Here is a 25992-nt window from a genome sequence, read left to right as displayed (position 1 = left end):
CCGTACTTCAACACCAGCGCCCTTACGCTTTCCGCTTCGCTTCGCGTGCGATAAGCGCCCGCTTTCGCTCGATCCCCCAGGCATAGCCGGACAGCGAACCATCGTTGCGCACAACGCGATGACAGGGAATGGCGATAGCGTGCTTGTTCGCGGCGCACGCTCCTGCCACCGCGCGTACAGCCTTGGGTAATCCGATACGCTTGGCGATTTCCGCGTACGATACTGTTGCCCCCGGGCGAATGTCCTGAAGAGCGCGCCAGACGCGTTGTTGAAAGGCAGTACCCCGAATGTCGAGAGGAAGATCAAAACGCGCGACCGGCGCCTCGACGAACCCGACGACGCGCGCCACCAGCGCTTCATAGTCGCGATCGGCGCCGATCAGATGCGCTTTGGGAAAGCGATCCTCTAGTTCGCGCACAAGACGATCGGGATCATCGCCGAGAAGGATCGCGGCGATGCCCTTCTCGCTCGAAGCGACAAGCAATGCTCCAAATGACGTTTGACCAACCGCGAACCTTATCGTCTCATTCCTGCCGCCGTCACGATATCGGGACGGCGTCATCCCGAGCATGTTCTTCGATTTCTCATAAAAGCGTCCGCTCGAATTGAAGCCCGCGTCGAAGATCGTTTCGGTGATCGTCCGACCTGACGTAAGGCCTTCGCGAACCTTTCTGGCGCGGCGAACGGCAGCATAATCCTTCGGAGTAACACCCGTCAGCGCTTTGAAGACGCGATGGAAATAGCTCGGACTGAGATCAACGGCTGCGGCCAGTGACTCCAATGATGGCTCATCTTCACTCTCATCGATCAGTCGGCATGCTTTCTCGATCAGGATCGCATTTTCGTCCGTGATCGAATGCCCGTCCGGATTGCAGCGCCTGCACGGTCGAAATCCGGCCGCCCGAGCACTCTCCAAAGTTTCATAGATGCTAACGTTTTCGCGGTTTGCAGTCCGTGACGGACAGGAGGGTCGGCAATAAACGCCGGTGCTCGATACGGCGTACCAGAAGCACCCGTCGGCCGACTTATCGCGCGCGACGACCTGCGCCCATCGGGCGTCATCTGCCATCGTCGCAGGCATTGCTTTTGTAGCTCTTGGCATCGCTTTCATCATCATACACGCCGTCAATCACCGCGCCAATGATGCATGAAACCCGGACCCCGGACACTCCGGTCCTTGCTTTCAAATTCCGAAATCCAGATCGCCGTCCGAAGCCTTTTCGCGCCGGCTCCTATCCGCCTCCGGCGATGGCGACCCCATGACTTGCACGGGGGCACCACCAGCCGGTGCTCGGGCGAACGCCTTAGACGGCCCGCAGAAGTCCAGTCTTCGGATGACAGTTGATGTATTCGAAATACTGGTTCGCCGCGTCGAAGACCGACACCTCGTGGTAAAGCGTCAGGTTCTGGAACTTCTTGGCGAGACGATTGAAGGTCACAAAAATCTGCAGGTGCGTATGATGCGATGCGCCCCAGGTTTCAAGTGCAGATAAAGATCTCCAAAGGCTATAGCCAAAACCTTTCTCAAGAGCGTTGCCGTTCTCGTCCATGTGATGGACATAGCGGTTGCAATAGCAGCCGACTTCGAGGCCATCATCGCGCAGGTAATTCATGCCCTCGTGCAGCACCGGCTCAATGTCTTCAAACCAAGCTCGACGCTCATCTCCTTCGGTGAAACTCCAATCTTCCCCGGACCGGATGAGGGTCAGATTATCGTGGCCGCCGACGATCACCCGGCCGCCCTGGACTGGCGTTCCTGACTTCACGGTCAAGTTGCCTTCCGGATCCATGACGCTCGTTTGCGACAGCGGCAGACGGTCTCGCATCGAGCCCCAGTATCCGTGTTCGATAATCGGCTCGCTCATCTCGGGAAAGAGAATGCTCACGCCTTCGAACGGCCCATGCGCGTGCGTGAAAATGGTCTCGAACTGCTCCATGCGTGGACGCAGGATTTCGCGGAAGTAGCCGACGCCCTCTTTCAGCCGCTCATCGGATGCCCACCAGTCCTTTATAGCCGGACTCTCATTCCATTTCTCAAATGCAACCGGATCAATCCAATATCCGACCGCAATCAGGTTGAGAAATCCCTCGCCATCGACGAATTGAACGAGATCGTGTCGCGCCGGCCCGTCGGACTGTTTGAAACTCTCCAGAAATCTTCTGAAACGCGCCGCATGCACGGCCCTTATTCTCGTCGCCTTTCGACTGGACGCCGAAATACGACATGACGATGCTTTCGATCGATTGAGTTGGGCGAGACGAGAAGGCCGGATAAGCGGGATTCCATTTATCGCTCACTTGCCGCGTTCTTGTCCGCGGACAGCGAAGATGGCTCGGAATTGAAGAGTCCAAAGACATAAAATCGTCCTCCCTTTTCTTTTTTGGCCTCGGATTGGGCAGCGATATAGCCTAATGACAATATCGCATGCTGTCAGCCTGCCGGCACGATCATAGGGACACTTATTTTTCAGGGGCGCAGTTGAATTGCCCCGTCCGTCGATGTCCTCGGGAGAAAATTGGCTAAGGGCTCGCGACGGCACTAGAGCACGGTGCCCGCATGCACCGGGCAAAATGCCCGCGTCACGCCCTGTTCGAGGTGAGCTGATCGGCGCGAATGAGTCCCGCAGCTAGCGCAAGCCAAACAAGGTGCGCGTCGTTTTCCGCGCCGATCTTCGCCTTGACCGCATAGTGGATGTTACGCACGGTCTTGAGGCTGAGATTGAGGAGCCCCGCGATGGCCTCGCTGCCGAGCCCGGTCGCAACGAGCCTCAAAACTTCCATCTCACGGGGAGATAACTCATCGATCGCCGGACGGCCGCCGCTCAGGCGATCGGCCGCGAGCGCGCGAGAAATATCTTCGCTCATCGCCCGGCCGCCGTCGGCGATGATTTCGACAGCTCGAACGAGTTCGCTGGGCGGGCTGCTTTTCGTAATATAGCCCCGGGCTCCAGCCTCGAAGGCTTTCAGCGCAAACGCCGAACCCGAGTGCATCGTGAAGATCAGAATCTTCGCGTCTTTATCGAATTCCCGTATGCGCCGCACGGCCTCTATCCCGCTCGCACCGAGCAGGGTCAGGTCCATGATGACGACATCCGGGCCATGGGCCTTATAGGCCACGTAAGCCTGCGTAACGTCCTCGGCCTCCGCGCAGACGGAAAATTGCGGCCGCATTTCCAGAAGCCGCCGATATCCCTCTCGAACGATCGGATGGTCATCGACCAGTAGGATAGAAACGCGGCTCATGCGTAAACCACGTCATGGCCGAGCGGCACCGTGGCGAAAATTCGAACTCCGCGTGGCGCATTGGCGATCGACAACGATCCCCCAAGGCCTGCCAGTCTCTCGCGCATGCCGAGGATCCCATGCCCGAAAGATGTGTGCACACAGCTGACATCTCCACCGCCGTCATCTTCGATCGTCAGCGCAATATGCGGTTCCCGTGTCGTTCGCTGCTCGAGGCGCACGCTGACCTCGGTTGGGCGGCCATGCTTGCTCGCATTCGTCAGGCATTCCTGCACGATACGATAGAGATCGACCGCAACCCGTTTTTGCAGTTCGGCCAATCGCCCGGGCATTTGCAGACGGAACACAGTGCCCGTTTTCGATTGCGCATTGAAATCGGTGATAAGCTGCCGCAGACTCGCCTCCAGGCCCAGCTCCTCAATGCTTTGCGAGCGCAGCCGGACCAATGTCGTCCGCAACGCGCCCATCATGCGCTCCTGCATTTTTGCGATAGCCCGCGCATCCTGAGCGATGTCCGGCCTATGAGGTAACGCGCTGCTTTCAATGATTGTCGCAAGCGCGGTGGTGGCGGTGAGAGCCTGGCCGAATTCGTCGTGAAGGTCGCGCGCGATCGATCTTCGCTCCTCTTCCTGAACTTGGAAAAGCCGCGCCGTGAGCGCCGCACGCTCGCAGTTCGTTTGTCGGAGCGTCGCCGCGAGCCGGTTGACGGCGTTGGCAATGTGGTTGAATTCGGTGCTCTTGAACTTGCCGAGTTGCAGCCCAAGCTGCCCTTCCTCAAGCTTCTTCAGCGCATTAATGATGGCCCGAGCCGGCATGATCGCGTGGCCGATCATCAGCGCAGCCAGAACGGCAATTCCGGCCGCCAACATGATCGCGACGTCAACAACGGTCGATATTTCGCGCCACGCACGCCGCAGCGCTGCTTCGGGATCGGCATTTGTCACGAGAAGCCCGGCGCTTTGATCGTGGATCGAAAGAGGTTGCTGGACGGGTTGATACGCTCCCAAAAGCGCGAGGTAAGCCGTAGCGAACCATAGAGGGGCACGTGGCCCAAGCGCCTCGACCTGACTGCACAGCTTACGACGATCGGCGCCCGGAAGCCCGAAGGTTACGCAGACGCCCGGTGAAATGATGCTTTGCGTCTCGACCGTGTCCCAGTCCGGGAGCGGCATCAGTGTTCCGCGCTGCGTACCGTTGCGCCATAGGAGTTGCTGCCAATAAAGCGCCTGCAGACGCGCATTCACGCGCGACGCGGTGGACGTGACGTCGCTTTCGATCGAGCGATGGGCGTCCCAGACCAGACAGCCGATAGCGGCAGCTAGGCAAAGCAGCACGACCGCCATGAGCCGGATGAGCAGCAGCGTCAGAAGGCGCATGTTCCCTCCCCTTTTTTTGCGGAGTTTGCATCCTTCTTTTCGAGAATTGAAGGGGGCCGGCGATACGCGGGCAAAATGCCTGAATTCCGCTTCGCCCATTTCCAACCGCAGCTATCGGTTTGCGCGCACTCGCTTTCATATGAACAGCCAACCCGGCTCGACCGCCAACGCAAATCCCCAAATCTGCCGATCGTGCCTGGAGTGATCTCGAACCAACTTGACAATGGTCAATAGGTCTAAATAATAGACCATAATAGATCTGTCCAGATTCGAGAGTTCGATGTATCCGCAGAATAAGAATTCAGACCTTCCCGTCGCGATCATCGGTTCCGGTTTCAGCGGCTTGGCTGCCGCAATCTCCCTGAAAAAAAAGGGCATCCAAAATTTTACGATCTTCGAGCAGGAGGCTGGTCTCGGCGGAACGTGGTTTAACAACCGCTACCCAGGCGCGGAAGTCGATCTCGAGTCCCATATCTACTCGTTCTCGTTCGAACCCTACGACTGGACACGCAACTACGCGACCCAGCAGGAATTGCTCGAGTATCTCAATCACGTTGCGCGCAAGTGGGACGTCAACTCTCACATCAAGTTCAACGAGAAAGTGGACACGGTCACTTGGTCCGATGCGGAGAAGTCATACCGTATCACGACAGCGTCGGGCGCCGGTCACGGCCCTTTTTGCGCGGTCATCAGTGCCGTCGGGTTCCTCAATCTGCCTTTGCTGCCCCCATTCGCTCGCGGTAACACCCCGTTTCTCGGCGATCAATGCCATACATCGCGCTGGCCGGAGGGACTGACCCTCAACGCAAAGCGCGTGGGCATTCTGGGCACCGGATCGTCTGCAGTCCAAGTCATCGACGAAGCGGTGCGAGACGCCGCAAGCGTCAAAATTTTTCAGATCGAACCCAACTGGCTTCTCCCGAAAGGCGCGCGAGACTTCACCCAGGCCGAGCGTCTCCAGCACAGATTCAAACCGGTCCAGTGGTGGAAGCGCTTCAAGCTGTATGCGGGATACGATATGCGCTCCTACGGCTCCGCCCACGCGCGAAAGGAAGGTCATTCGAACCGTTCACGAACGAAAAGATCCCTTGCCTATCTCCAAGCATCGCTTGCAGACCGCCCCGATCTTTTGAAGCTATCGACGCCAGCGTTCCCATTCGAAGCACGGCGCACGGTCATCAGCGACACGTATTATGACAACCTCAAATCTCCAAAGGTTGAGCTTATCCCGTTTGCGGTCACATCGCTGACAGAGAAAGGCGCGGTTGATGCGAGCGGTAAGGAGCATGAACTTGACCTCATCGTCTATGCCACCGGCTTCGATGCCGCCAACTATCTCGGCAACTACAAGGTCAAGGGCGAAGGCGGCGCCGACCTCCATGCGACCTGGAACGGCGAACCCGAAGCCTTGCTTGGTTTGATGGTGCCAGGCTTCCCGAACTTTTTCATGATGTATGGCCCGAACACCAACAGCGTGCCGCTCGTCTCGTTTTACGAAGCCCAGGCGGACTTTGCGACGACTCTCATCTCGAAAATGAAGCGAAGCGGCGCCAAGACCATCTCTGTGAAGCCGCAAATGTTTCGCCGCTTCAATGCCTGGCTTCAGGCAAAGCTTGCGAAAACAGTCTGGGGATCGACGACGAACTATTTCCAAACACGCACCGGAAAAGTCGTGTCTCAATGGCCGTTCAGCGCCTCGGCATATATCATGGCGACCAAGCTGGCTCGGCGCCTCGCTGTCGACATCCAATGAGCCCTAGCGTGCCGGTGGAATATCCGGCCACGCTTCGGCAAGCGCATTCTTGAGCAGCGCGGCGAAGTCTTCAGTTAGCAGATCGAGCATCTGACGGCCAAAGTCCGCGGTCGCTTGGCTCGGCTTGCCCACTGCACCGGTCGGAGTCGTGCGCGGCGGCGGATACTGAAAAACCTTGCCAGGCGTCACATCGGGAATATCGACGACTTTGTCCATGCGGACCATGTCGGGGTAGGCGTGAAGCAGCAATGACGTCTCACCGCGATTGGCGTGGAAGTCCTCGGCATCCTCCGAGTAAAGCTTGCCGACACGCGGCGAGATATCCCAAAGGCCAAGCTGCCGAAACCTCGCCTCGGGTTCCTCATAACGAAGCCTGAGAATGGCACTCCCGAGCGATGGACCATTCGTCGCGTGTCCCGACAGATATATGATGCGTCGAACGCCGGAGCGGATCGCCCAGATCGAGACATCATAGATGACGCTCGTCAATGTCACCGGATCGAGCGAGATCGTCCCTGGCCATTGATGCGCATGCCCATGGGAACACCCATACGGAATGGCTGGCAGCACCAGCACGCCGGCAATTTCCGCTGCGCGTGTCGCAATGGTATCGGCCGAAATCGTATCCGTTCCCGTTGCGAGGTGCGCGGCATGCTGCTCCGTCGCCCCGACCGGAAGAACCGCGAGATCCATGCCCTTGGCGATAAGATCTCCGATCTCCGGGCTGGTGAGTTTGTCCCAACGCGCCATTAGATCCTCCCGTCAGGCCGCGGTCACGCCGCCGTCGACCATCATCACGTGGCCGGTGATATAAGACGCATCGTCAGATGCGAGAAAGAGGACGGGGCCCGCAATTTCGTCCGCGCGGCCCGGGCGCGCCATCGGCGTCTGCTCGATGCACCAAGCCAATGCGTCCTGATCGTTGTCGGCGTGTGCGATGAACCGCATCGATGCGCTCATGGGCAGGACGGCAATGAAACCTGGCGCGATCGCGTTGACGCGGATGCCCCTCGGCGCAAGCTCGATCGCCAAATAACGCGTGAGCGCTTCGAGCGCAGCTTTGGACGAGCCATACATAGATCCGCCGCGCATGCGCCCGATAGTAGCTGTCACGCTCGATATATTGATGATCGAAGCGCCCGCCTTCAGATGCGGACTGGCGGCACGGCAGACGCGCGCGGCACCCGCGATATTAACGTCCCAAACGGTTTTCAAAGCGTCGTCGGTGACGTCCTCGATAAGACCGTGTCGCAGAAGTCCCGCACAGTTGACGACGACGTGCAGGCTTCCGAGAGATGCGCAAAAATCCACGCAGGAATCGACTTGGCCGCCATCGCGCACGTCCATCGCGTAGAGCCACACACCCTTTGGCTGATCTTCCGCCGGCTTTGCCGAGAGTTCCGGCGGTACATTCATGTCCGCAGCAACCACCACATAGCCCGCATCGACAAAACGCCGATTGATTTCTCGACCAATCCCTCCGGTGCCGCCCGTTACAAGCGCGACTTTCTTATCACCCGTCATTAAATTCCTCGGCTTTCTCGCAAACAGTAATGTTGTCGTGACGTTTCAGATCCGCTCGAAGTACCGCATCAATTCCCAGTCCGTGACTGTTTCCTGCTCGAAGGCATCGAGCTCGTTTTCGGCGAAATTTTTGAGATGATCGCGCACTTCATCGCCGAGCGCCTCACGGACCGCGGCGCTGCTTGAAAACAGAGTGACCGCTTCCCTCATCGTCGCCGGAACGCGCGGCAGCGTCGGGTTTTCGTAAGCGTTATCCATGTAAAGTGCAGGCGTGGGGCTCGAACTCTCGAGCCCCTTGATACCTGCCGCTATCAGGCCCGCCAAGGCGAGGTATGGATTGGCGTCGGCACCCGGAATGCGCGACTCCACCCGAAAACTCTTGCCATGACCGACCAGGCGGAATCCGCAGGTTCGGTTGTCGTCCCCAACGACAAGCTGAACCGGCGCGAAGGACGTCTTGCGGAAGCGTTTGTAGGAGTTGATCGTCGGAGCCGAGAGATACGCGAAGTCGCGGCCGTGATCGATGAGACCCGCAACAAATGAACCGAACCGCGCCGACATATGGCTCGGCGTGGCCGCGTCATAGCTCACAGGGCTTCCCGTGCTCTTGTCCCACAGACTGACATGGATGTGACACGACGAACCTATCTCATCGATAAATGGCTTCGCCATGAAGGTCGCAGACATCCCGCGCAAACTGAGCAGCTCTTTCACCCAGCATTTGTAGAGAATGTGCCGATCCGCCATCTCGAGCGCATCGGTGTATCGCAGCGCGATTTCTTGCTGCCCAAGTCCCCACTCGGTCTTGGCGTTTTCGATTTCGATCGCCGCCGCCTCCATAGCATCGCGAATCTCGCCGACCATCTCCTCGTCCCGCGTCGACTGCAGAATGTGGTAGTCCGCGCGGTAGCGCGATGTCGGATTGAGGCCCCGGTATCGCTTTTGCCAAGCGTCGTCATAGGTATCGCGGAATGTAAAAAACTCTAGTTCCGTAGCGCATTTAAACGACAGTCCCCAATCGCGCTCGGCGCGCTCGATCTGCCGCTTCAAAATTGCGCGCGGCGCGATCGGCAACAGCCGCCCCGTCGCCTCATCGATCGCATCACACAAAACAAAAGCGGTATGCGGCACCCAGGGAAGGATGCGAATTGTCGATGGATCAGGCTGCATCACGAAGTCCTGGAACCCCTTGTCCCAGCCGGTGATGGCGTAACCCGGTCGTGGATCCATATCCATGTCGGTGCAGAACAAATAGACCGACGCGTGGATCGCCTCGATGCCTGAAGCGCATCTCAGAAAGTTCTTGGCCGTCATCCGCTTGCCGACAAGTCGCCCCCAGATATCGGCGAGCCCGCATATGACGGTTTTGATCGATCCATCGTCGATTTTTTTCTTAAGCTCATCGAGCGACATTGTGCCCATTCGCGTTTCCCTGTTTCTTGGCTCGAGGATGTTCGATCAATGTGTCTGCAGCTTATTTTTCTGGATCCGGCGGTGTGAGATAGGCACCGGTCATCCCGCCATCGACAGACAGCGTTTGACCGGTGATATAAGAGGATGCGTCGGACGCTAGAAACGACACCGCCGCCGCGACTTCGTCCGGCCGCGCCATTCTGCCCATAGGGATGTGAAGCCGGCGGAGCTGATAAGCCTCGTCATCCGCGACGAGTTGGGACGCCATCGGCGTCGCCGTCAAACCGGGGCAAATCGCATTGACTCTGATGTTGCGTCTCGCAAGCGTCACCGCAAGCTCTCTGCTCATGGCAACGATCCCGCCCTTGCTTGCGGTGTAAGCTATCTGAGCCGGGTATGATCCCATAAGCGCAACGATCGAGGCGATATTGACGATGGAGCCTCCTCCCCTTCGTTCGAGCGCCGGCACCGCAAATTTCGAACAGAGAAAAACGCTTTTGAGATTGACGTCGAGCGTCACGTCCCACGCTTCCTCAGTCGTCTCCTCGACATCGGCGTCCTCGCGATGCACGATGCCGGCGTTGTTGATGAGAACATCAAGACCACCGAACTCATGCTCGGCGCGCTCAATCATCGATTTCACCGATGCAGCCGATGCCACGTCCACCTCACAAGGCATCGCCACACAGCCACGTGCAATAAGCGATGCTGCGAACTCCGACGCTCCAGTGTGATTCTTATCGGCGACGACGACCATGGCGCCATCCATCGCCAGTCGATCGGCGATCGCAGCGCCGATGCCGCTTGCCGCTCCTGTTACGATCGCGCATTTGCCTTTGAGTATCATGAGCAGAGCTTTGCTGTTATGAAGACTAAGTTCGACGTTCCGCGCTCATATGCCTTTCGCGACGGATTAGAGCTTGGCAAGAAGGCCGCCATCGACTGGCAGATCGATGCCGGTGATGAACTTGGCGTCGTCGGAAAGCAGAAACAGCGCCGCTGCGGACACATCACGAGGCTCCCCAATCGCCCCGAGCGGCGTTCGCGCTTCCATTGCGGCAATCCGACTGGTGCTGGCGTAGATGTCTGCGGTCATCGGCGTGGCGATCGACCCAGGACAAACGGTATTGGACCTGATCTTTTCGCGCGCATATTGCATCGCCAGCGAGCGTGAAAACGACACGAGCCCGGCTTTGGAGATTTGATAAGCATCTGCGGGGCCACCGTCGATGATGTTCTCCATATTTCTCAGACCGACAACGCTTGCGATATGAACCATCGCGCCGCCGCCCGCCTTACGCAGCAGAGGCAGGCCTTCCCGTACGATACGGATCGCGCCATTGAGATTGACATCCATCGTTGCTGTAAACACCGCATCATCGGCCTTCTCGACTGAGCCATCACGATCGAAAAAGCAAAGCCCCGCCGCATTCACGATGTAGTCGAGCTTGCCGTGCACCGCCTCAACTTTTCCGAGCAGGCTTTTCACTTGTGAAGCATCTCGCAAGTCACCTTGCACAAAAGTTAGACGCGAAGAATCGGCAAGCTCGACGGGACGAGGCTTGATATCGAATCCGAAAACGAACGCGCCTTCGTTCAATAAATCGCTTGCGATAGCGAGTCCGATGCCGCCCCCGGCGCCCGTCACAACTGCAATCTTGTCCTCGAATGTCCCGCTCATCTCATGGCTCTGTGGTTCAGCAGATGTGTTGAAATCGCAAGCTCGAACTCAGGATCGCATCGAGCAGCGACCGCGCAAGATCGCGATTTGTTATTGACTTGGATCAAACTATGGACTGAAATGTAGACCAAAGGCAAGTCATGCCATTTCGGGGCAGGTCGATTGCGGGACGGTTTGATGCAGCAGGTGCTGGGGAGCAGTGATAGTCTGGCCCAAGACGCGTCATCAAATGGGCTCGTCGTCAAAGGCGTCAGCAAGAGTTTCGGTGGCCTCAAAGTTCTGCGAAATGTAACTCTCGACTGTGCCCCGGGCGAAATCGTCGGCTTGATCGGACCGAATGGTGCCGGAAAATCGACGCTCATCAACGCCATTACCTCGCTCATGGCGATTGATGCAGGCGAGGTTTCCATCAATTCGCAACGCGTGAGCAACACAACGCCTCAGTTCTGCATGGCTGTTGGGCTGGCGCGAACCTTCCAAAACATAAAGCTTTTCTCTCGCCTCACCGTTCGTCAAAATGTGGAAGTTGCTTTTACCAGCGGACAACGCGAGCGCCCGCAAGCAACCAAATCTATCGACGTCGATGAGCTCCTGAAATGGTTCGGCCTCGATCGCATCGCGCATTGGAAGGCATCGGCGCTGTCCTATGGAAATCAGCGTCGGCTTGAGATTGCGCGCGCCATCGCGCTCGGTCCCGCAATCCTACTTCTCGATGAACCCGCGGCCGGCATGAATGCCGCCGAAACCACTGACCTCATCTCTGCGGTTCAAGGAATTCGCGATCGCTTTGGTTGCGGCGTGATCGTGATCGATCATGACCTGCGCTTCATCATGACTCTCTGCCACCGGATCTTCGTGCTTGACGCCGGCGAAATCGTCGCCTGCGGAAACCCCGAGGAAATTCGACAAAATCCCCGAGTGATCGAGGTCTACATCGGGCAGCAGAGATCAAAGGACCATTCTGGCGTCTAAGGAGCTTGTTATGAGACAGAGAAATATCGTCTTTGCCGCCCTTTCGATGGCGGCCATGTGGTGTGGTCCCGCCAATGCGGAAGATCAACTGGTGATCGGCTATGCCGCGGCGGTGACCGGAGCCTTGGCTCCCTACGATAGTCCCGATGGCGTCACCTGCCGTGTCGAACAGATCAACGAGCAAGGCGGTATTCTCGGCAAGCCCGTGAAGCTCATTATTCGAGATACCAAGAGCGATGCGGTCACAGCGAGCAACGTCGGGCAAGAACTTATAGACGCGGGCGCCAACGTCATTCTCGGACCGCCGACGGACGACGGTCTCATTCCGATCGCGCAGCTCGCTTTGCCGAAGGGCATTCCGGTGCTTTCCGTCGGAGCGACCCAGCCGGCCTTTCCTGTCGCCTCTCCTGAAAACGGCTATCTTGTTCCTTTTGGCGACAATGCATCGGCCGCGTCCGCCGCCGAAGTGGCCTATGCCGCCGGACATCGCAAGGTCGTATTGATGATCGCCAACGACGTCGGCGCCTATTCCTCGGTCACTCCGGAATATTTCGGCAAGGCATTCGAACGCCTCGGCGGCAAGATCGTCGGGCGGGTCAACTACCACCACGGTCTGGCTGACTACAACGCTCAGGTCGCCGAGATCACGGCTAACCCGGAAAAGCCGGACATGATTTTTGCGGCGATCCTTGTTCCCGACGCCGGTGTGCTTGTCCGCACCATCAAGACCACAGGGGCGAATATTCCTGTCTACGGTACCGATGGATTCGATGATCCGTCGTTCGTTTCCGTTGCAGGTCCCGGCGCAAGCCTGGCGACATTCGTCACGCACGGATATCCCAGCGATGGCTCGGCCCTCAAAGCATACTATGACGATTGCACCAAACGCGGACACAAGCCGGCGAATATCTTCTTCGGCCTCGGTGGTGAAGCAGTGGAAGTCGTCAAGGCTGCGGTCGAGAGCGCCAAATCGTTCGACCCACCGGCCATCAATTCCGCCATCAAGGAAATCAAGGACCTCAAAGGCATCACCACGGGATCGATCACCTACAAGGATCGCGGCGGCGTTCCGCTCAAGGAACTCACCGTTATGCAAGTGAAGGATGGCAAGGTCACGCCCGTCCAGAAGATCATCCCGAAGTGGGTTCCGAGCCCCTGATGCTACGCATTGACAATGTTCACGTCAGCTACGGACCAATCAAGGCGGTTCGTGGCGTATCGCTCGAAGTCCGGGAGGGCGAGATCCTCGCCCTCCTCGGTCCAAACGGAGCCGGCAAGACAAGCTTGATCTCCTCGATCGTGGGCCTTGCGCCGCGCACGTCCGGCAAGGTCAGTTTCGATGGTTCCGTCATTTCGAGCGAGCAGACGGAGCGCATTGTCTCGCGCGGCATCACGCTTACGCCCGAAGGAAGGCGCGTTTTTGCGGATCTGACCGTCGGCGAGAATCTTCGGCTCGGAGCGGCGAGCCGACGCGATGCCGCCGGCGTCAAGGAAGACATTGAAAAGTATCTCGACCTCTTTCCAATTCTCAGAACCCGCTATGCGTCTCGTGCGCGGATGCTATCGGGAGGCGAGCAGCAAATGCTTGCCATCGCGAGATCTCTGATGGCCCGGCCGAAATTGCTCATGCTGGATGAGCCCTCGCTTGGGCTCGCGCCGCGCATCGTCGATCGCATTTTCGAATTGCTGGCAAGTCTTCGATCTCAGGGCCTCACAATGCTTCTGGTCGAGCAGAACGCCAACGAAGCATTGGGGCTTGCCGATAAGGCATGCGTGCTTGCCAGCGGCTCGCTTGTTTTCAACGGAACGGCGGCAGAGTTGAAATCGTCCGGAGATGTTATGGAAATGTATCTCGGCCTGGAGGGCGGCTGACCATGTCCACCTACATTCTTCAACAGACGTTCAATGCTCTGAGCGTCGGCGGAGAGTATGCTCTGCTCGCTCTCGGCCTCGCGATCGTCTTCAGCGTGATGCACCTGGTGAACTTCGCCCATGGCGACATGATCACCGTTGGCGGATACGCCATGTTCCTGCTCGCGCTCTTCAACATCTCTGATCCGCTCATCGTGCTGCCGATCGGCGTACTGACCACGGTCGTGACGGCAATCCTCATGGAGCGCATCGCCTTCAAACCGGTACGCAACGCCTCGCCGACGACGGGTATGCTGACTGCATTCGGTGTAAGCATTCTCATCCAAAACATTGCGCTTATCTTTGGTGGCAGCCGCCCAAAGGCTGTGCCGACCGCTGATTGGATGACGTCGACGCTGCATTTTCAGGGCGTTCAAATCCCGGTCATCCAAGTGCTCGAGACCATCGTCACACTCATCGCAATTATCGGGCTTGTTGCGCTGCTGCGATACACAACCGTAGGTCTCGCGATGCGCGCGGCCGCGAAAGACGTACCGATCGTGAGGCTGATGGGCATCAAGGCCGACAGAGTCATTCTCGTAGCTTTTGCCATCTCCGGATTTCTTGCGGGCCTTGCCGGCATTTTCATCCTGGCGCGCCGCGGCGCCGTCGATCCCTTCATGGGTTTTGCGCCGGTTCTGAAAGCCTTCATCGCAGCTGTGCTTGGCGGATTTGGAAGCTTGCCGGGTGCCGTTATCGGCGGCTTCGCGCTCGGGATTGCCGAAGTCGCGCTGCAGATCTTGCTTCCGCAGGACGTCGCCGGCTTTCGGGACGCCTTCGTCTTCCTCTTGATCGGTCTTGTTCTGGTCTTCCGGCCTCAGGGTATCCTCGGCGAGCGCCCGGACTTCGGAGAAAAGTCTTGAGCAACGTCATGCAATCGGTCAAGGGCGCGCTTTTGCTCGGCGTCGGCGTCGTCGCCATCGCCGTGATCGCAATACTGTTCGCTGAACCGTTCTATCAGCGTATCGTGTTCATCTTCCTGGTGAACTTGATCGCCGTGGTCGGACTGCAGGTCTTTATGGGCAATGCCGACGTCACCAACTACGGCCATATCGGCTTCATGGGCATTGCCGCCTACGCCATCGCAATCCTGGCGACGCCTGTTGCAATCAAGAAAACGGCTCTGGCTTCGGCACCGTTCGGGTTGGCTCAAATACAGTTGGGCATCGTGCCGAGCATTCTCGTCGCGCTGGTTCTCACAGTCGCTATCGCGTTTATTGTCGGGACGATGCTGGTTCGCCAAAGCGGAACACCAGCATCGATCGCGACGCTGGCTCTCCTCGTCATTATTCACGTCGTAATAATGAATTGGGTGGATCTCACCCGCGGGCCAAGAGCCATCTACGGCATCCCGATCCGAGCGACACTCGGCTGGGCCGCAGCCTGCGCCGTGCTCGCGATCGTGATCGCACGCGTATTCCGCGATTCGAAATGGGGCCTGCAGCTCCGCGCGGCCAGCGAGAATATTGCCGCCGCGGGCGCCATGGGCGTGCCGATCAAGCGGCTGAGACTCCTGGCCTGGGTCATTAGCGCAGCCATACTCGGAATGGCCGGCGTTCTCTTCGCGCTCTTTGTGGGTACGATCAGTCCCAACAGCTTCTATTTCGACCTCACATTTCTAACTCTGGCAATGCTGGTGTTGGGCGGTGTCTACAGTGTCAGCGGCGCTGTGATTGGCGCAATCGTCGTGACGTTCGGATTTGAAATCACCCGCTATCTCGAAAACGGCCCGACGATAATAGGGCTTAAATTGCCTGTCATGTTCGGGCTGACTGGCGTCTTCCTCGGCATAACGATCGTGCTTTGCATGATACTGAGACCGCACGGCCTGGTCGGCGACGACGAACTCGATGAAATTCTGGCGCGACGGCATAAAGACCTTGCTCAAGCGAGTGATGGCAACGCGAACAAGGGCTCGCCGGCATGAGCGTGAACGACGACGATTCCGACTCGCCTCTCGTTTATCATGAGGCGATCGGCTACCAGATCAGGCGCGGAAGCTATCTCGATCACTCCGCATCGACCTACACTCTGGCGGAGAATGCCGTTCGTGACGGCCGGTTTCACGACGCGGCCGAACTCGGAAGATATACGGTTCGAGAAGCTGTCGAAGCGCACGAACTCTATCGCGATTGGATCATTGAAATCCGCGCATTTCTCGATCAGCGCGGCGTCGATCGTAAAACCATAGACGCAGACGAAAAACGTATCCGTGACCTCATCAAACTCGATGCCGATATCGATTTCGATCCGGAAGCCGGATGGAAGAGCTACAATGCCGCCATCGAAGCCTTCGCCAGCGCTTGCGACGCCGGTCGAAAAACCGATGCGCTCCTGTTCCTCGAGAGAGCGCGCCAAATCTGGCGCGACACGCATGATCGCAAATGCGATTGGGTTTACGGCCTCATAGATATCGTTGCGAGGCGACTTGGCGAAGGTTGCATCGGCGAGCTATGGGATGTCCTGATGGCTCCGATGTACGCCTACTACGTACGTTATGACGTCGACAACAATCCCTGGCCAAGGTCGTTCGATCTTCTGATGCACTACGCGCTCGAGGGGCTTCGCGGACATCTCAGCGGCCCCGGACGGTTAGGCACCATCGAGGTATTCGAGGAAAGCGACCGATGGGGAATGCGCTTCGATCCCTGCGGTTCGGGAGGGCGCACATATCGTGACGACCCGGACACGGGCCTGCCTCCGCGCATGGAAAAACCCTTCGAGTTCGGAGTAACGACCAAAGAATACGATTGGGCTTGGAACAAAAAAGGCATCTGCCATTACTGTGTACACTGCTGCGCACTGAACGAGCGCATGCCCATGCGGCGGTTCGGATACCCCACACGCGTCGTCGAGCCGCCGACCTGGCCCGCTGCTCGCGAAGGCGGCAAGTGCACCTGGTATGTCTATAAGGACCCCCAACTCGTTCCGGAGGAAATCTATACGCGCGTCGGCATGACCAAGCCGAAGGCGATCGGAAGTTCCGCGCAAACAAAGAAACAATCAGAGCGCTAAGGGCACGTGCATCGATGACCACCTCCCCAGACGTCCTCAAACTAGAGTCTTTGTCCGAGTTTGGTATCGATCTCGTGCAGATGGAGATCGTCGATCTCGACGGCGCGCTTCGCGGAAAATTTTTGCCTGTCGGCAAAGTCAAGCCGGACTCTCAGGGCGCCTTTTGCACCATCGTATTTCAGCTGACGCCGGTGGACGATGTCTGGGTGTCGCAGCACAGCTCCTTCGACAATGGTTTCCCGGATCTGATTTCGCGTCCCGACCCCGAGACGGTCGTGCGCTGGAACTGGCGCGAAGGCACCGCTTCAGTCATTTACGATATGTATGATCTCGATGGCTCGCTGCACCACCTCGCTCCGCGATCGATCCTCAAGACCATCGCCAAGCGCTTCGCCGAGACAGGTTTTGAGCCGAAATTCGGCATCGAGTTCGAGACTTTCGTCATGCACGCCGACGAAGAGCTGATGGCGCAGGGCCGACATCATGAGATGAAACCGCTGGCAGGAATGCACAACGCCTATCGTCTCAACGATGCCGCCGACGCCCGCGAGCTTGGCGCGGAATTCATGAAGCGAATGCATGGCATCGGTGTCGACGTCGAAGCGTTTCACACCGAGCTTGGCTTTGGCGCCATCGAGTTCGCTCTCGCTCCTGCCGGCCCCGTCGCGGCCGCCGATAACGCCGCCCGCGCCAAAACCTACTTCCGGCAGCTTTGCGCCGAACGCGGCCTCGTCGCTACTTTCATGGCCAAATGGAAGGTCGGAGAATCGGGCTCCGGCGGCCATGTCCATCAGAGCATCTGGAAGAACGGCGAGAACGCATTCTTCGAACCTACCGGCAATTGCCTTTCTGACGTCGCGCTCCAGTATGGCGTCGGGCTCATTAAAACCATGCCCGATTTCGCGGTTATCTTCCGCCCAAATGTCAACTCGTACCGGCGCTTCGATCACCGTTCGTGGTCACCGGAAAATGCGTCGTGGGGATACGACAACCGCAGCGCCGCCTTGCGCGCAATTCGCCAGCCCAGTTCCAAGGCGTTTCGCTACGAGCATCGCGTCCCGGGAGCTGACAGCAACATGTATCTGACGCTGGCAGCAATGTTGGCAGGTGGACACTACGGGCTCGTCAATGGTCTCACGACACCTGGAAGCGCAACGGGCAACGCCGCAATGGATCCGGCCTGGGAGCGCTTGCCGGCTACGCTGCCCGATGCCACCGCTCGCTTTCGCAATTCTGAAATCGCCAAAGATTATTTCGGCGCTGCGTTCGTCGAGCACTACGCCGCCTCGCGCGATATCGAATGGGAGCATTGGACCGCATGGCAGAATGCGCAAGTCTCCTCATTCGAATTGAAGCGCTATTTTCGGACCGTCTGAAAACCAAAAAACTGTGTGATCCTGGTGGAGCCCATCGTGAGCGAACTACATCCAGTCCTGAAGGACATTCTCGCCCAGCCCGAAAACCCGAACGCTACTCCGGTTGAAATTCAAGATCCGGATGAGGCGCGGCGCGAGTGGAAGGCCGACATGGCCGCGGTCGATGCACCGGCCCCCGAGATGAGCGGCATTCTAGACTTCTCAATTCCCTCGGCTGCCGGCCCACTCGCCGCCCGCGCCTATTTTCCTCACGGCTTGCCCCCAAACAATCGCCCGCTGATCATTTACTATCACGGCGGCGGCTTCATCCGCGGCGATATCGACACCCACGATTCCGTTTGCCGGGTCTTGGCGGATGAATCGAAATGCCTCGTTGTTTCGATCGCGTATCGGCTTGCGCCCGAACATCCATTTCCCGCCGGAGCGGAGGATGCTTACGCCGCGCTCCAGTTCCTCGGTAGCGGGACAAATGATCTCGCGATTGATCCACAGCGTATTGCGGTCGCCGGGGACAGCGCAGGTGGGAATGTCGCGATCGCGGCCTGCCTCATCGCCCGCGACAAGGGCGGCCCTAAAGCGCGCTACCAGCTCCTTATCTATCCGGTGACGGACCTGACCAGCGCCAACGAATCCAAGAGGCTCTATTCAAAGGGCTATCTGTTGAACAGCATGCCATTCTATATCTCGAGCTATCTCGGCTCCAACGGAGATGGAACCAATCCTTTGGCGTCCCCCCTGCTCGCGGACGACCTGTCGAACATCCCCCCTGCCATAGTCATCACTGCAGGTTTTGATCCGCTCCGTGATGAAGGCCAGGCGTTCGCACAACGACTAACCGATGCGGGCGTAAACGTTCAGCGTGCCCACTATCCCGACATGATCCATGGTTTCATCTCGCTTCGAGGTCTGCTGCCCGAAGCCGATCTCGCCCTTCGTGACGCGGCACGGACGGTCGCCGCAGAACTGTCACCGACGTCCTAGCGTGCGGAGGATACATCGGACTCAGCGAAACCATCATTTATTAGACCATTGATCCTTTTGGTGCTATAGCGTTGTGCAAGCGCACATTTAAAGTGCATGACGATGAGAACCACCAAAGTGAAACAAATATCATCTGAACCTCAAACCGAGTCGGCGATTGGTTCGATCAGGGCTACCGCAACCTACGAACTCGTCGTGGAGCAACTTCGCAAAGCTATTTTTCTCGGCCGCTTCATGCCGGGGGACAAACTTCCGCCCGAGCGCGATCTGACAAAGCAGATGCTGGTTTCGCGCACCACCATCAGAGAAGCAATTCGGGTTCTGGAAGGCGAAGGTCTCGTCGCCGTCAAGCGAGGCGCCGCCGGAGGGCTCGTGGTCCTGCAACAGGACCGCCTAAGCCCGTCCCAAATCGAAGCCTATATGGAAACGCAAAAGGAACTCCTCGACACCCTCTTCGAATATCGGTTAGCCAACGAATGTGCCGCGACCGCTCTCGCCGCCAAGCGCCGTGAAAAGAAGCATCTTGTGCGTCTCCGCAAGGCGCTCACCGAAATGGACGCTCTATGCGCAAACCGCGAGAGCCGGGCCAACACGGCCAACATAGCGCGCTTCTTCAGCTGCGACTCCGAATTCCACGTCGTCATTGCGGAAGCCGCAAACAATCATTTTCTATTGAATGCGGTGGAGCAATCACGGGCCGGCATGTTCTTGCCCGTTGGCAAGGTGTTTAACCGGCTCGAAGACCGCGCCAACGATCATCACCAAGGCATCTATCAGGCAATCGAGCAACAGAACCCCGATCTCGCCGCTCAAAGGATGAAAATGCACATAGAAGCAACGCGCGCGAGCCTTTATGACCTGATGCCAAAGACGATTAGGTCAAAGAAATAAAGCTTTCCCTGCGAGTGCGCACGCTCGGCTGTAGTCAATCGGAAGTCTAAGTGTGAATGCCGTTAGCCGAAATATTTTAGCCGTCATGCCGGGCTTCATGCGCGGCATCGAAGAGACGGGAGTTATCGGCGAAGTCGTAACCCAGCGTGGTGGCAATCTCGAATGGGTGTTTCGCGTCCGGGAGCAGCCGCTCCCGCAAGCGTCAGCTTCCTTCGACGGATTGATCGTTTTTGGTGGCGAGATCGGCGCGCATAACCCTCAGTTCGCTTCATACTTCAACGATCTCTATCGATTGATACGGTCCTTTCATGACGAGCAAAAACCAATCTTTGGTTCATGTCTCGGCGCTCAGTGCATCGCGAGCGCGTTCGGCGGCGAAGCAAAGCCTCAGGGATTTATCGAATTCGGATTCGTCGATCTGCACAAGGAGAGAGCGGCCCAAGCTGACCAACTACTCACCGACGCGCCTCAGACCATTTCGCTTTTCGAGATGCACTACGACACGTTCACTTTACCTGACGGCGCTGAGCGTTTGATGACCGGCGAGAAGGTCGTCAATCAGACCTTTCGAATCGGACGCAAGACTTACGGCTTCCAGTGCCATTTCGAAGCAACACCTGAAATCGTGCAGACTTGGAAGCAGCGGATGGACATAGCCGATCCTGTCGGCGCGCTTGCCATTAGAAAGCAAATGGCAGAACTGGATTCTCAGTTTCAAAAATTTGCCGAGCCGCAGAAGTCGTTTGGCGTCCAAGTCATGAATCGCTGGATGGATTTATTTTAGATCGACCAGTTGTCGGCTTTAGACGAGAAGACCTCCCGCCTCCGAACGGCAAGCAGCGATCGCCGCTAACAAGACGTGGCGCGCGCAACACATGCGAAAATCTAAGCCGGATTTTCACAATCCATTACGAGCGTTTTTTCCGCCTATGTTTTTTGCCCTCGCTCTCCAGTACTGAAACCAGCCGTAACAACGTGCTGCCGGGAGAGGGCGTTTTAACCTTTAAGTAAAAACTCAAATACGCGTCGATCTTTAAGGAATTTGAAACACAAACGGCGGGGCAACGGACAGGTCATTGGTGGAGAGGGCTGGATTCGAACCAGCGTAGGCGAAGCCAACGGATTTACAGTCCGTCCCCTTTAGCCACTCGGGCACCTCTCCAAAGGCCGCGCACGGGGCGGCCCAGAAATGAAAGCGCCCTGCCGACGGGGCAGGGCCTTCGGACGGGTTATCTTCACCGAACCCTGCCCTGTCAATCGGAAAAGCGCCGATGCGCCCTTGCGCCCCCGGCAGGGACCGGGCAAACACCGGATTTCCAAATTTCGGGAAGCATACGCCGTTGAAGCCGCCTTCACAGAAACCACGTTTCAACAAGTCGTGGCGCGACAGGAAGCGCCCCGGCAGCTCTTCCTCGAGCCCGGGAAATGTGGGCCACCGCGCATCAGCCCCTCACGAACGGAGCGAAACAGGTCATGACGGCGAAAATGGGCCGCTCCGGCTTTACGGTCTCCACCCGGTAGAAGCCGCACTGCGGAACCCCGCACGTCTGATACACCGCCTCCTCCTGACTGAAAATGCCGAGCGACGGCTGCGCGAGTCCCTTGGCACCATCGAGCCGCCGATCGAGACAGTGTCCCCGCGCGACCTCGATCGCCTGCTGGGCGCCGATGCTGTTCATCAAGGTGCGGCGCTTGAAACGGAGCCCCTGCCCGAACCCGACTGGCGCGATCTCGCCGCTTCCGCAGGCGGGCGCCCGCTGATCGTTTTGGACCAGGTGACCGACCCTCACAACGTCGGAGCGATCCTGAGGTCCTCAGTCGTGTTTGGCGCCAGCGGGTTGGTGATGACCCGCCGCCATAGTCCACCCCTCAACGGCGTTCTCGCCAAATCGGCATCCGGCGCTCTTGAACTGATCCCCGTCGCTCTGGTCGCCAACCTCGCGCGCGCACTCGATGAACTCAAAGCCGCAGGCTTCACGATTATCGGACTCGACGGTGAGGGCGAGCAGGCAATCGAAGATCTCGATTGGTCGCGGCCCACGGCGCTGGTGATGGGATCGGAAGGCAAGGGATTGCGCGACCTGACCCGCAAGACTTGCGATTTTCTCGCCCGTATCACAACCGATGACACGCTCGCCAGCCTCAACGTCTCAAACGCGGCCGCGGTCGCCCTCCACTCGGCGCTGCTGGCGCGGAAGCGGTCTCAGAGCTAACTGAAACGAAAAGCGCCCCGACGGCTTGCGTCAGGGCGCTATCAGTCTCTTGGTCGCCCGCATCGCGAACTTACCAATCGCCGCGACGATGCCCGCCGTAATGGCGACGGTGCCATTCGACGTGATAGTAGCGGCGGTTCGGCGCGCCCCATGCCCCGTAATAGGGCGGCAACTGCACTCTGGATCGCCGGATGATCGGACCACCCCACTCACCTGAGTTGTAGTAGGGATAATAGCCCCGCGGCGAATAATAATAGGAATAGTACTGCTCGAGCGCATCGTTGCGCTCATATTCGTGATAGCGCAGATCCGGACTGCGCAGATCGAACGCAGACGCGGAATGTCCGCCCGACACGACGGCCCCTGCCAGGGCGGCAAGCGCCAACAAAGATCTGAAGCGCATCGGCTGAACTCCTGCGAAATGTCCCGATAGGGCGTGATCAAGCCCTCGACAGCTCAAGAATCGATGCCCGAGAGTATCTTAAGATCGCTTGAAGGGCATCTCGCGATATCCCGACGTTTGCCAAATTCTTTCCGGCCGTTACTTCTCTGCCGACGCCCGCGTGCCATGCACCCGCCGAGAGACGTCACGCATAAAGCTGGGAAGGGCGACCCTGTGGTTCTTGGCTTGAGCGCCGGCGTCCTGTATCAAGCGGCTTCGCGGCGGCCCGAGGGTTCGCGCCGACGCGGTCTGGCCGGCATAACCGACCATCCGCGCAGACGTAACACATTGATTTATAAAGAATTGCCGGCTTAGCACAGTGGTAGTGCACCTGATTTGTAATCAGGGGGTCGTAGGTTCAAATCCTACAGCCGGCACCAACTTCCCAGACCCGGCATCGGTATCGGCAAGTTCTAAATCGCAAGCTTCCCGGCCTTGGCCGCCGCATAGCGATCGCCGACCGCTTTCCAATTCACGACGTTCCACCACGCCTTGAGATAATCCGCCCGCTTGTTCTGGTACTTCAGATAATACGCATGTTCCCAGACGTCGTTGCCAATCAGCACGCGACCGCCCTCCATCAGCGGCGTGTCTTGATTAGGCTTCGAAACAAGGGCGAGCTTGCCATCCTTGTCGACGGTCACGAACACCCAGCCTGAGCCGAAGACCTTTCCTCCGGCGGCATTGAACTTCGTCTGCAATTGTTCGAGACTTCCGAAATCGCGATCGATCGCCGCCTTGAGGTCGCCATCCGGCCCGGCGCCACCCGGTGCTCCCATGATCTGCCAGAACATGCTGTGATTAGCGTGCCCGCCTCCGTTGTTGCGAACCGTCGTGCGGATATCGTCCGGCACTTCGTCGAGCTTCGCGAGCAACTCTTCGAGCGGCAGATCCGAAAGCTTCGAATGATCTTTCAGAGCGGTGTTGAGGTTCTTGACGTAGGCTGCGTGGTGTTTGTCGTGATGCAGCTCCATCGTTCGCGCGTCGATGTCAGGCTCCAACGCGCCAAACGCGTACGGAAGCGGCGGCAATTTGAACGGTCCCTCGGCAGCAGCATCCGCCAAGACGCGCGCCGAACCTACGGACGTCACCGCCGCAGTCAGCGACACGGCCTGTGCCGCCTTGAGGAACGATCGTCGGTCAAGGTCCATCATGGGAAAACTCCTTTATTCTCGCGGCCGGCATCTCCACACAATGTAGAAATGAAACTGAAAATCTCCAGGGAATGCCTGATAGAATAGCGTTCAATCCATTCTCGCTCCGCCGGTGATGAAAAAAATGGCGATCGTCATTGCGACGACCGCCACCATTTATGCTCGACCGCTAACGATCGAACCGGACCGAAAATCTCGGATACGATTTATTGCGCGTGATCGTGCTTCATCTCGTCACCGTTCATTGGCATCGAGCCATGATCGCCGTCCGAGCTGCTCGTCGCGCCGATGGATTCGACCTTGAACGAGACATCGATTGTGCCGGCCTTTTCAAATGATAGCGATCCCTTGACGTTGGGCCCTTTGACGATCGGTGCCTTAAGGCCAACGAACATGAGGTGATTGGATCCAGGCGCGAACTTCACCGTTTCGCCCGGCTTGATCTCAAGCCCATCCTTGAGCTGACGCATGATCATCTTGTCGCCGTCCATTTTCATTTCATGGATTTCGACGTGATCTGCACCCTCGAATGTGCCGCCTATCAGCTTGTCGGAGTCCTTGCTGTTATTGGTAATCGAAAGATAGCCGACACCGACCGCCGCACCTTCAGCCGTTATCCGCGTCCACGGATGGTGTACCGTAATGCCGTTCTTTTCAAATTTATGCGCGAAGCTCGGCGCGGCGAAGGCCGCGGCGAACGCCAAGGCTATGAGCAAACGTTTCATCGGGAAATTTCCTCGGTTGTTCTTCATGGAATGCAGGTGGACCGGATGAGCCAAGTCCACGCGAAGCTGGAAGGCTCGTTCTCAAACGCAAAGGCGACACCGAAACGCAATTCGGCGATGCCCCTCCGTCAAAAAAATCTACGGATTATGCCCGGTCCGGCGGCCCGCGATTGAAAAGCTCGCGCGGACGGCGATCGATGACGCGCATGACGATCGCATCCGAGCGGATCAGAGCTGGCGCAAGGAAGCGCGCAATTTCAAATCCTGGCTCGCTCAGAATGCCGACATGCAGTGACGCAAGGCCGGAACAGATCGGGCAATGCTTCTTTGAAAGGGGCTTTTCCCCGGCGATCCCAAGATCGGCCAGCGTGACCGTGCCGCCCTGACCGCAGACGACGACAAACCCGTGATCCGCGCCCAGCGACGTCAATGCCGTCGATGCGACATGGACTGAAAAGACCCACGCGTTGAGGATGGCGCCCAAAATCGCAAGGGCACCGATCACTGCTCTCCGACGCGGCGATCTTAGGGTTCGCATGGCGCTACTTGCAGCACTTGCGCGCGGATTAATCAATGGCCAATCGTATCAAAAAGCCCCATCAATCCCGGCGCAATCAGGAACCGATTTGCACCGTCCGCCGGTTGCTTCGAGCGCCGATGAGCCCCGCGGCCGACGCCATAAGAATAAAGCCGCCCAACAGCCAGCCAAGAGGATTAAACGAAACCTCTCCCCACGCCGGCATTACGATTTGCGCGGTATTGAAGGGTTCAAGACTATTGCGGCAGATGTCGAGCGCCGCGCCCTCTGCAATCATTTCGGTATCGATCCGATTGGCCAATGCCTCGGCGTCGTCTGCCGCGTCCTTCATCCACCTCAATTGATCGAGCAGAGCCTTGCTGGCGGCAAGATAAGCATGAGTGCATTCGTTGAACGGATTATCCTCATCCGACAGGCTTCCCGGCACCGCACCCCATAAGCAGTACGTCGATTGCAGATTGACAAAATTCAGCAGCGTCCGCGCGTCGCGACCCAATTGAATTTGCCGATTGGCGAGATCCAGTATGGCGGACTTGTACCGGGCCATGATGCGCAGTTGCCCGTGCGATAGATTGCCGATTGCAACACCGGATTTCTGCTCGCCGCTCTTGCGCTGATGATGCGCCTCGGCCGACGGCGCCGACGCAATTGCGATGCCGAAAAATAAGAAAATGATTGAAAAGCCTTGAGCGACCGCAGCCCTGACGCATAGGCGAGCACTGCCCAGCCAACAGATCACCCACCCCACGAACGGCTCCCTAATTCATCCGACGATGAGCCACAG

Annotated in this window: 26 protein-coding genes and 2 tRNA genes; 13 read left to right on the top strand and 15 right to left on the bottom strand. The window is 58.0% G+C overall.

The window, feature by feature from the left end; genetic code table 11:
* Window positions 1–22: 22 nt before the first annotated feature.
* From ada to QM780_RS04505, 4 genes are all read right to left on the bottom strand, one after another.
* Complete coding sequence (ada, locus tag QM780_RS04520; RefSeq protein WP_415069293.1) at window positions 23–1102, bottom strand: bifunctional DNA-binding transcriptional regulator/O6-methylguanine-DNA methyltransferase Ada; 1080 nt, start codon at window positions 1100–1102, stop codon at window positions 23–25.
* Between the two features lie 202 nt (window positions 1103–1304).
* Window positions 1305–2180, bottom strand: a complete 876-nt coding sequence (locus tag QM780_RS04515; RefSeq protein WP_415069292.1) for a phenylacetaldoxime dehydratase family protein — start codon at window positions 2178–2180, stop codon at window positions 1305–1307.
* 400 nt (window positions 2181–2580) lie between these two features.
* Complete coding sequence (locus tag QM780_RS04510; protein ID WP_415069291.1) at window positions 2581–3243, bottom strand: response regulator; 663 nt, start codon at window positions 3241–3243, stop codon at window positions 2581–2583.
* Window positions 3240–4619, bottom strand: coding sequence for an ATP-binding protein (locus QM780_RS04505; RefSeq protein ID WP_415069290.1), 1380 nt, complete (start codon window positions 4617–4619; stop codon window positions 3240–3242). Before QM780_RS04505 ends, QM780_RS04510 begins: the two co-directional genes overlap by 4 nt.
* A gap of 280 nt (window positions 4620–4899) precedes the next feature.
* Here QM780_RS04505 and QM780_RS04500 point away from each other — a divergent pair, with 280 nt between their 5' ends.
* Window positions 4900–6372: a flavin-containing monooxygenase gene (locus QM780_RS04500; RefSeq protein ID WP_415069289.1), complete on the top strand. Its 1473-nt coding sequence runs from the start codon at window positions 4900–4902 to the stop codon at window positions 6370–6372.
* A gap of 3 nt (window positions 6373–6375) precedes the next feature.
* On the opposite strand, the gene QM780_RS04495 is transcribed toward QM780_RS04500, so the two are convergent.
* The 5 genes from QM780_RS04495 to QM780_RS04475 all read right to left on the bottom strand — a co-directional run bounded on the left by QM780_RS04495 (window position 6376) and on the right by QM780_RS04475 (window position 10990).
* On the bottom strand, window positions 6376–7122 hold the full coding sequence (locus QM780_RS04495) for a creatininase family protein (protein ID WP_415069288.1): 747 nt from the start codon (window positions 7120–7122) through the stop codon (window positions 6376–6378).
* Between the two features lie 12 nt (window positions 7123–7134).
* Window positions 7135–7896, bottom strand: coding sequence for an SDR family NAD(P)-dependent oxidoreductase (locus QM780_RS04490; RefSeq protein WP_415069287.1), 762 nt, complete (start codon window positions 7894–7896; stop codon window positions 7135–7137).
* Between the two features lie 45 nt (window positions 7897–7941).
* Window positions 7942–9318, bottom strand: coding sequence for a glutamine synthetase family protein (locus QM780_RS04485; protein WP_415069286.1), 1377 nt, complete (start codon window positions 9316–9318; stop codon window positions 7942–7944).
* Between the two features lie 52 nt (window positions 9319–9370).
* A complete protein-coding gene (locus tag QM780_RS04480; RefSeq protein ID WP_415069285.1) occupies window positions 9371–10156 on the bottom strand; it encodes an SDR family NAD(P)-dependent oxidoreductase in 786 nt (261 codons plus the stop codon).
* A gap of 66 nt (window positions 10157–10222) precedes the next feature.
* Complete coding sequence (locus QM780_RS04475) at window positions 10223–10990, bottom strand: SDR family NAD(P)-dependent oxidoreductase (protein ID WP_415069284.1); 768 nt, start codon at window positions 10988–10990, stop codon at window positions 10223–10225.
* Between the two features lie 177 nt (window positions 10991–11167).
* Here QM780_RS04475 and QM780_RS04470 point away from each other — a divergent pair, with 177 nt between their 5' ends.
* The 10 genes from QM780_RS04470 (at window position 11168) to QM780_RS04425 (ending at window position 20920) form a co-directional block, all read left to right on the top strand.
* Window positions 11168–11962 (top strand): ABC transporter ATP-binding protein, encoded by a 795-nt coding sequence (locus QM780_RS04470; protein WP_415069283.1) that lies wholly within the window; start codon window positions 11168–11170, stop codon window positions 11960–11962.
* A gap of 10 nt (window positions 11963–11972) precedes the next feature.
* Window positions 11973–13121 (top strand): ABC transporter substrate-binding protein, encoded by a 1149-nt coding sequence (locus QM780_RS04465; RefSeq protein ID WP_415069282.1) that lies wholly within the window; start codon window positions 11973–11975, stop codon window positions 13119–13121.
* Window positions 13121–13834: an ABC transporter ATP-binding protein gene (locus QM780_RS04460; protein WP_415069281.1), complete on the top strand. Its 714-nt coding sequence runs from the start codon at window positions 13121–13123 to the stop codon at window positions 13832–13834. The genes QM780_RS04465 and QM780_RS04460 overlap by 1 nt, the downstream gene beginning before the upstream one ends.
* A 2-nt stretch (window positions 13835–13836) precedes the next feature.
* Window positions 13837–14736 carry a branched-chain amino acid ABC transporter permease gene (locus QM780_RS04455; RefSeq protein WP_415069280.1) on the top strand — a complete coding sequence of 300 codons (900 nt, stop codon included), beginning with the start codon at window positions 13837–13839 and terminating at the stop codon, window positions 14734–14736.
* Entirely contained in the window at window positions 14733–15800 is a 1068-nt protein-coding gene (locus tag QM780_RS04450) for a branched-chain amino acid ABC transporter permease (protein ID WP_415069279.1), read from the top strand. Before QM780_RS04455 ends, QM780_RS04450 begins: the two co-directional genes overlap by 4 nt.
* Entirely contained in the window at window positions 15797–16888 is a 1092-nt protein-coding gene (locus tag QM780_RS04445; RefSeq protein WP_415069278.1) for a hypothetical protein, read from the top strand. Before QM780_RS04450 ends, QM780_RS04445 begins: the two co-directional genes overlap by 4 nt.
* Before the next feature lie 14 nt (window positions 16889–16902).
* On the top strand, window positions 16903–18264 hold the full coding sequence (locus tag QM780_RS04440; protein ID WP_415069277.1) for a glutamine synthetase family protein: 1362 nt from the start codon (window positions 16903–16905) through the stop codon (window positions 18262–18264).
* Window positions 18265–18300: 36 nt separating this feature from the next.
* Window positions 18301–19245 (top strand): alpha/beta hydrolase, encoded by a 945-nt coding sequence (locus QM780_RS04435; protein WP_415069276.1) that lies wholly within the window; start codon window positions 18301–18303, stop codon window positions 19243–19245.
* A gap of 117 nt (window positions 19246–19362) precedes the next feature.
* Window positions 19363–20136: a FadR/GntR family transcriptional regulator gene (locus tag QM780_RS04430; protein ID WP_415069275.1), complete on the top strand. Its 774-nt coding sequence runs from the start codon at window positions 19363–19365 to the stop codon at window positions 20134–20136.
* Between the two features lie 52 nt (window positions 20137–20188).
* Window positions 20189–20920 carry a type 1 glutamine amidotransferase gene (locus QM780_RS04425; RefSeq protein ID WP_415069274.1) on the top strand — a complete coding sequence of 244 codons (732 nt, stop codon included), beginning with the start codon at window positions 20189–20191 and terminating at the stop codon, window positions 20918–20920.
* 293 nt (window positions 20921–21213) lie between these two features.
* On the opposite strand, the gene QM780_RS04420 is transcribed toward QM780_RS04425, so the two are convergent.
* A tRNA-Tyr gene (locus QM780_RS04420) sits at window positions 21214–21298 on the bottom strand.
* A gap of 109 nt (window positions 21299–21407) precedes the next feature.
* Here QM780_RS04420 and rlmB point away from each other — a divergent pair.
* Window positions 21408–22349, top strand: coding sequence for a 23S rRNA (guanosine(2251)-2'-O)-methyltransferase RlmB (gene rlmB / locus QM780_RS04415; RefSeq protein WP_415069273.1), 942 nt, complete (start codon window positions 21408–21410; stop codon window positions 22347–22349).
* A 70-nt stretch (window positions 22350–22419) separates the two neighbouring features.
* On the opposite strand, the gene QM780_RS04410 is transcribed toward rlmB, so the two are convergent.
* Window positions 22420–22752 carry a hypothetical protein gene (locus tag QM780_RS04410; protein WP_415069272.1) on the bottom strand — a complete coding sequence of 111 codons (333 nt, stop codon included), beginning with the start codon at window positions 22750–22752 and terminating at the stop codon, window positions 22420–22422.
* Window positions 22753–23096: 344 nt separating this feature from the next.
* Between QM780_RS04410 and QM780_RS04405 the strand changes: the two genes are divergently transcribed.
* A tRNA-Thr gene (locus tag QM780_RS04405) sits at window positions 23097–23171 on the top strand.
* 33 nt (window positions 23172–23204) lie between these two features.
* On the opposite strand, the gene QM780_RS04400 is transcribed toward QM780_RS04405, so the two are convergent.
* The 4 genes from QM780_RS04400 to QM780_RS04385 all read right to left on the bottom strand — a co-directional run bounded on the left by QM780_RS04400 (window position 23205) and on the right by QM780_RS04385 (window position 25956).
* On the bottom strand, window positions 23205–23945 hold the full coding sequence (locus tag QM780_RS04400) for a superoxide dismutase (protein ID WP_415069271.1): 741 nt from the start codon (window positions 23943–23945) through the stop codon (window positions 23205–23207).
* A gap of 206 nt (window positions 23946–24151) precedes the next feature.
* The gene (locus tag QM780_RS04395) at window positions 24152–24670 is read right to left on the bottom strand and encodes a copper chaperone PCu(A)C (RefSeq protein WP_415069270.1); all 519 of its coding nucleotides are present in this window, start codon (window positions 24668–24670) and stop codon (window positions 24152–24154) included.
* Window positions 24671–24815: 145 nt separating this feature from the next.
* A complete protein-coding gene (locus tag QM780_RS04390; protein WP_415069269.1) occupies window positions 24816–25175 on the bottom strand; it encodes a hypothetical protein in 360 nt (119 codons plus the stop codon).
* A 109-nt stretch (window positions 25176–25284) separates the two neighbouring features.
* The gene (locus QM780_RS04385; RefSeq protein ID WP_415069268.1) at window positions 25285–25956 is read right to left on the bottom strand and encodes a hypothetical protein; all 672 of its coding nucleotides are present in this window, start codon (window positions 25954–25956) and stop codon (window positions 25285–25287) included.
* Between the last annotated feature and the right edge of the window lie 36 nt (window positions 25957–25992).

The organism is Hyphomicrobium sp., from assembly GCF_047600905.1.
Lineage (GTDB): Bacteria > Pseudomonadota > Alphaproteobacteria > Rhizobiales > Hyphomicrobiaceae > Hyphomicrobium_B.
This window is presented reverse-complemented; position numbering and strand designations above follow the sequence as displayed.

Coding starts and splice junctions, on each gene's coding strand:
- QM780_RS04495 (WP_415069288.1), bottom strand. CDS start 7,122: ATGGCGCGTTGGGACAAACTCACCAGCCCGGAGATCGGAGATCTTATC.
- QM780_RS04445 (WP_415069278.1), top strand. CDS start 15,797: ATGAGCGTGAACGACGACGATTCCGACTCGCCTCTCGTTTATCATGAG.
- QM780_RS04505 (WP_415069290.1), bottom strand. CDS start 4,619: ATGCGCCTTCTGACGCTGCTGCTCATCCGGCTCATGGCGGTCGTGCTG.
- QM780_RS04480 (WP_415069285.1), bottom strand. CDS start 10,156: ATGATACTCAAAGGCAAATGCGCGATCGTAACAGGAGCGGCAAGCGGC.
- rlmB (WP_415069273.1), top strand. CDS start 21,408: ATGCGCCCTTGCGCCCCCGGCAGGGACCGGGCAAACACCGGATTTCCA.
- ada (WP_415069293.1), bottom strand. CDS start 1,102: ATGCCAAGAGCTACAAAAGCAATGCCTGCGACGATGGCAGATGACGCC.
- QM780_RS04510 (WP_415069291.1), bottom strand. CDS start 3,243: ATGAGCCGCGTTTCTATCCTACTGGTCGATGACCATCCGATCGTTCGA.
- QM780_RS04395 (WP_415069270.1), bottom strand. CDS start 24,670: ATGAAACGTTTGCTCATAGCCTTGGCGTTCGCCGCGGCCTTCGCCGCG.
- QM780_RS04485 (WP_415069286.1), bottom strand. CDS start 9,318: ATGGGCACAATGTCGCTCGATGAGCTTAAGAAAAAAATCGACGATGGA.
- QM780_RS04455 (WP_415069280.1), top strand. CDS start 13,837: ATGTCCACCTACATTCTTCAACAGACGTTCAATGCTCTGAGCGTCGGC.
- QM780_RS04460 (WP_415069281.1), top strand. CDS start 13,121: ATGCTACGCATTGACAATGTTCACGTCAGCTACGGACCAATCAAGGCG.
- QM780_RS04400 (WP_415069271.1), bottom strand. CDS start 23,945: ATGATGGACCTTGACCGACGATCGTTCCTCAAGGCGGCACAGGCCGTG.
- QM780_RS04475 (WP_415069284.1), bottom strand. CDS start 10,990: ATGAGCGGGACATTCGAGGACAAGATTGCAGTTGTGACGGGCGCCGGG.
- QM780_RS04440 (WP_415069277.1), top strand. CDS start 16,903: ATGACCACCTCCCCAGACGTCCTCAAACTAGAGTCTTTGTCCGAGTTT.
- QM780_RS04470 (WP_415069283.1), top strand. CDS start 11,168: ATGCAGCAGGTGCTGGGGAGCAGTGATAGTCTGGCCCAAGACGCGTCA.
- QM780_RS04490 (WP_415069287.1), bottom strand. CDS start 7,896: ATGACGGGTGATAAGAAAGTCGCGCTTGTAACGGGCGGCACCGGAGGG.
- QM780_RS04410 (WP_415069272.1), bottom strand. CDS start 22,752: ATGCGCTTCAGATCTTTGTTGGCGCTTGCCGCCCTGGCAGGGGCCGTC.
- QM780_RS04500 (WP_415069289.1), top strand. CDS start 4,900: ATGTATCCGCAGAATAAGAATTCAGACCTTCCCGTCGCGATCATCGGT.
- QM780_RS04465 (WP_415069282.1), top strand. CDS start 11,973: ATGAGACAGAGAAATATCGTCTTTGCCGCCCTTTCGATGGCGGCCATG.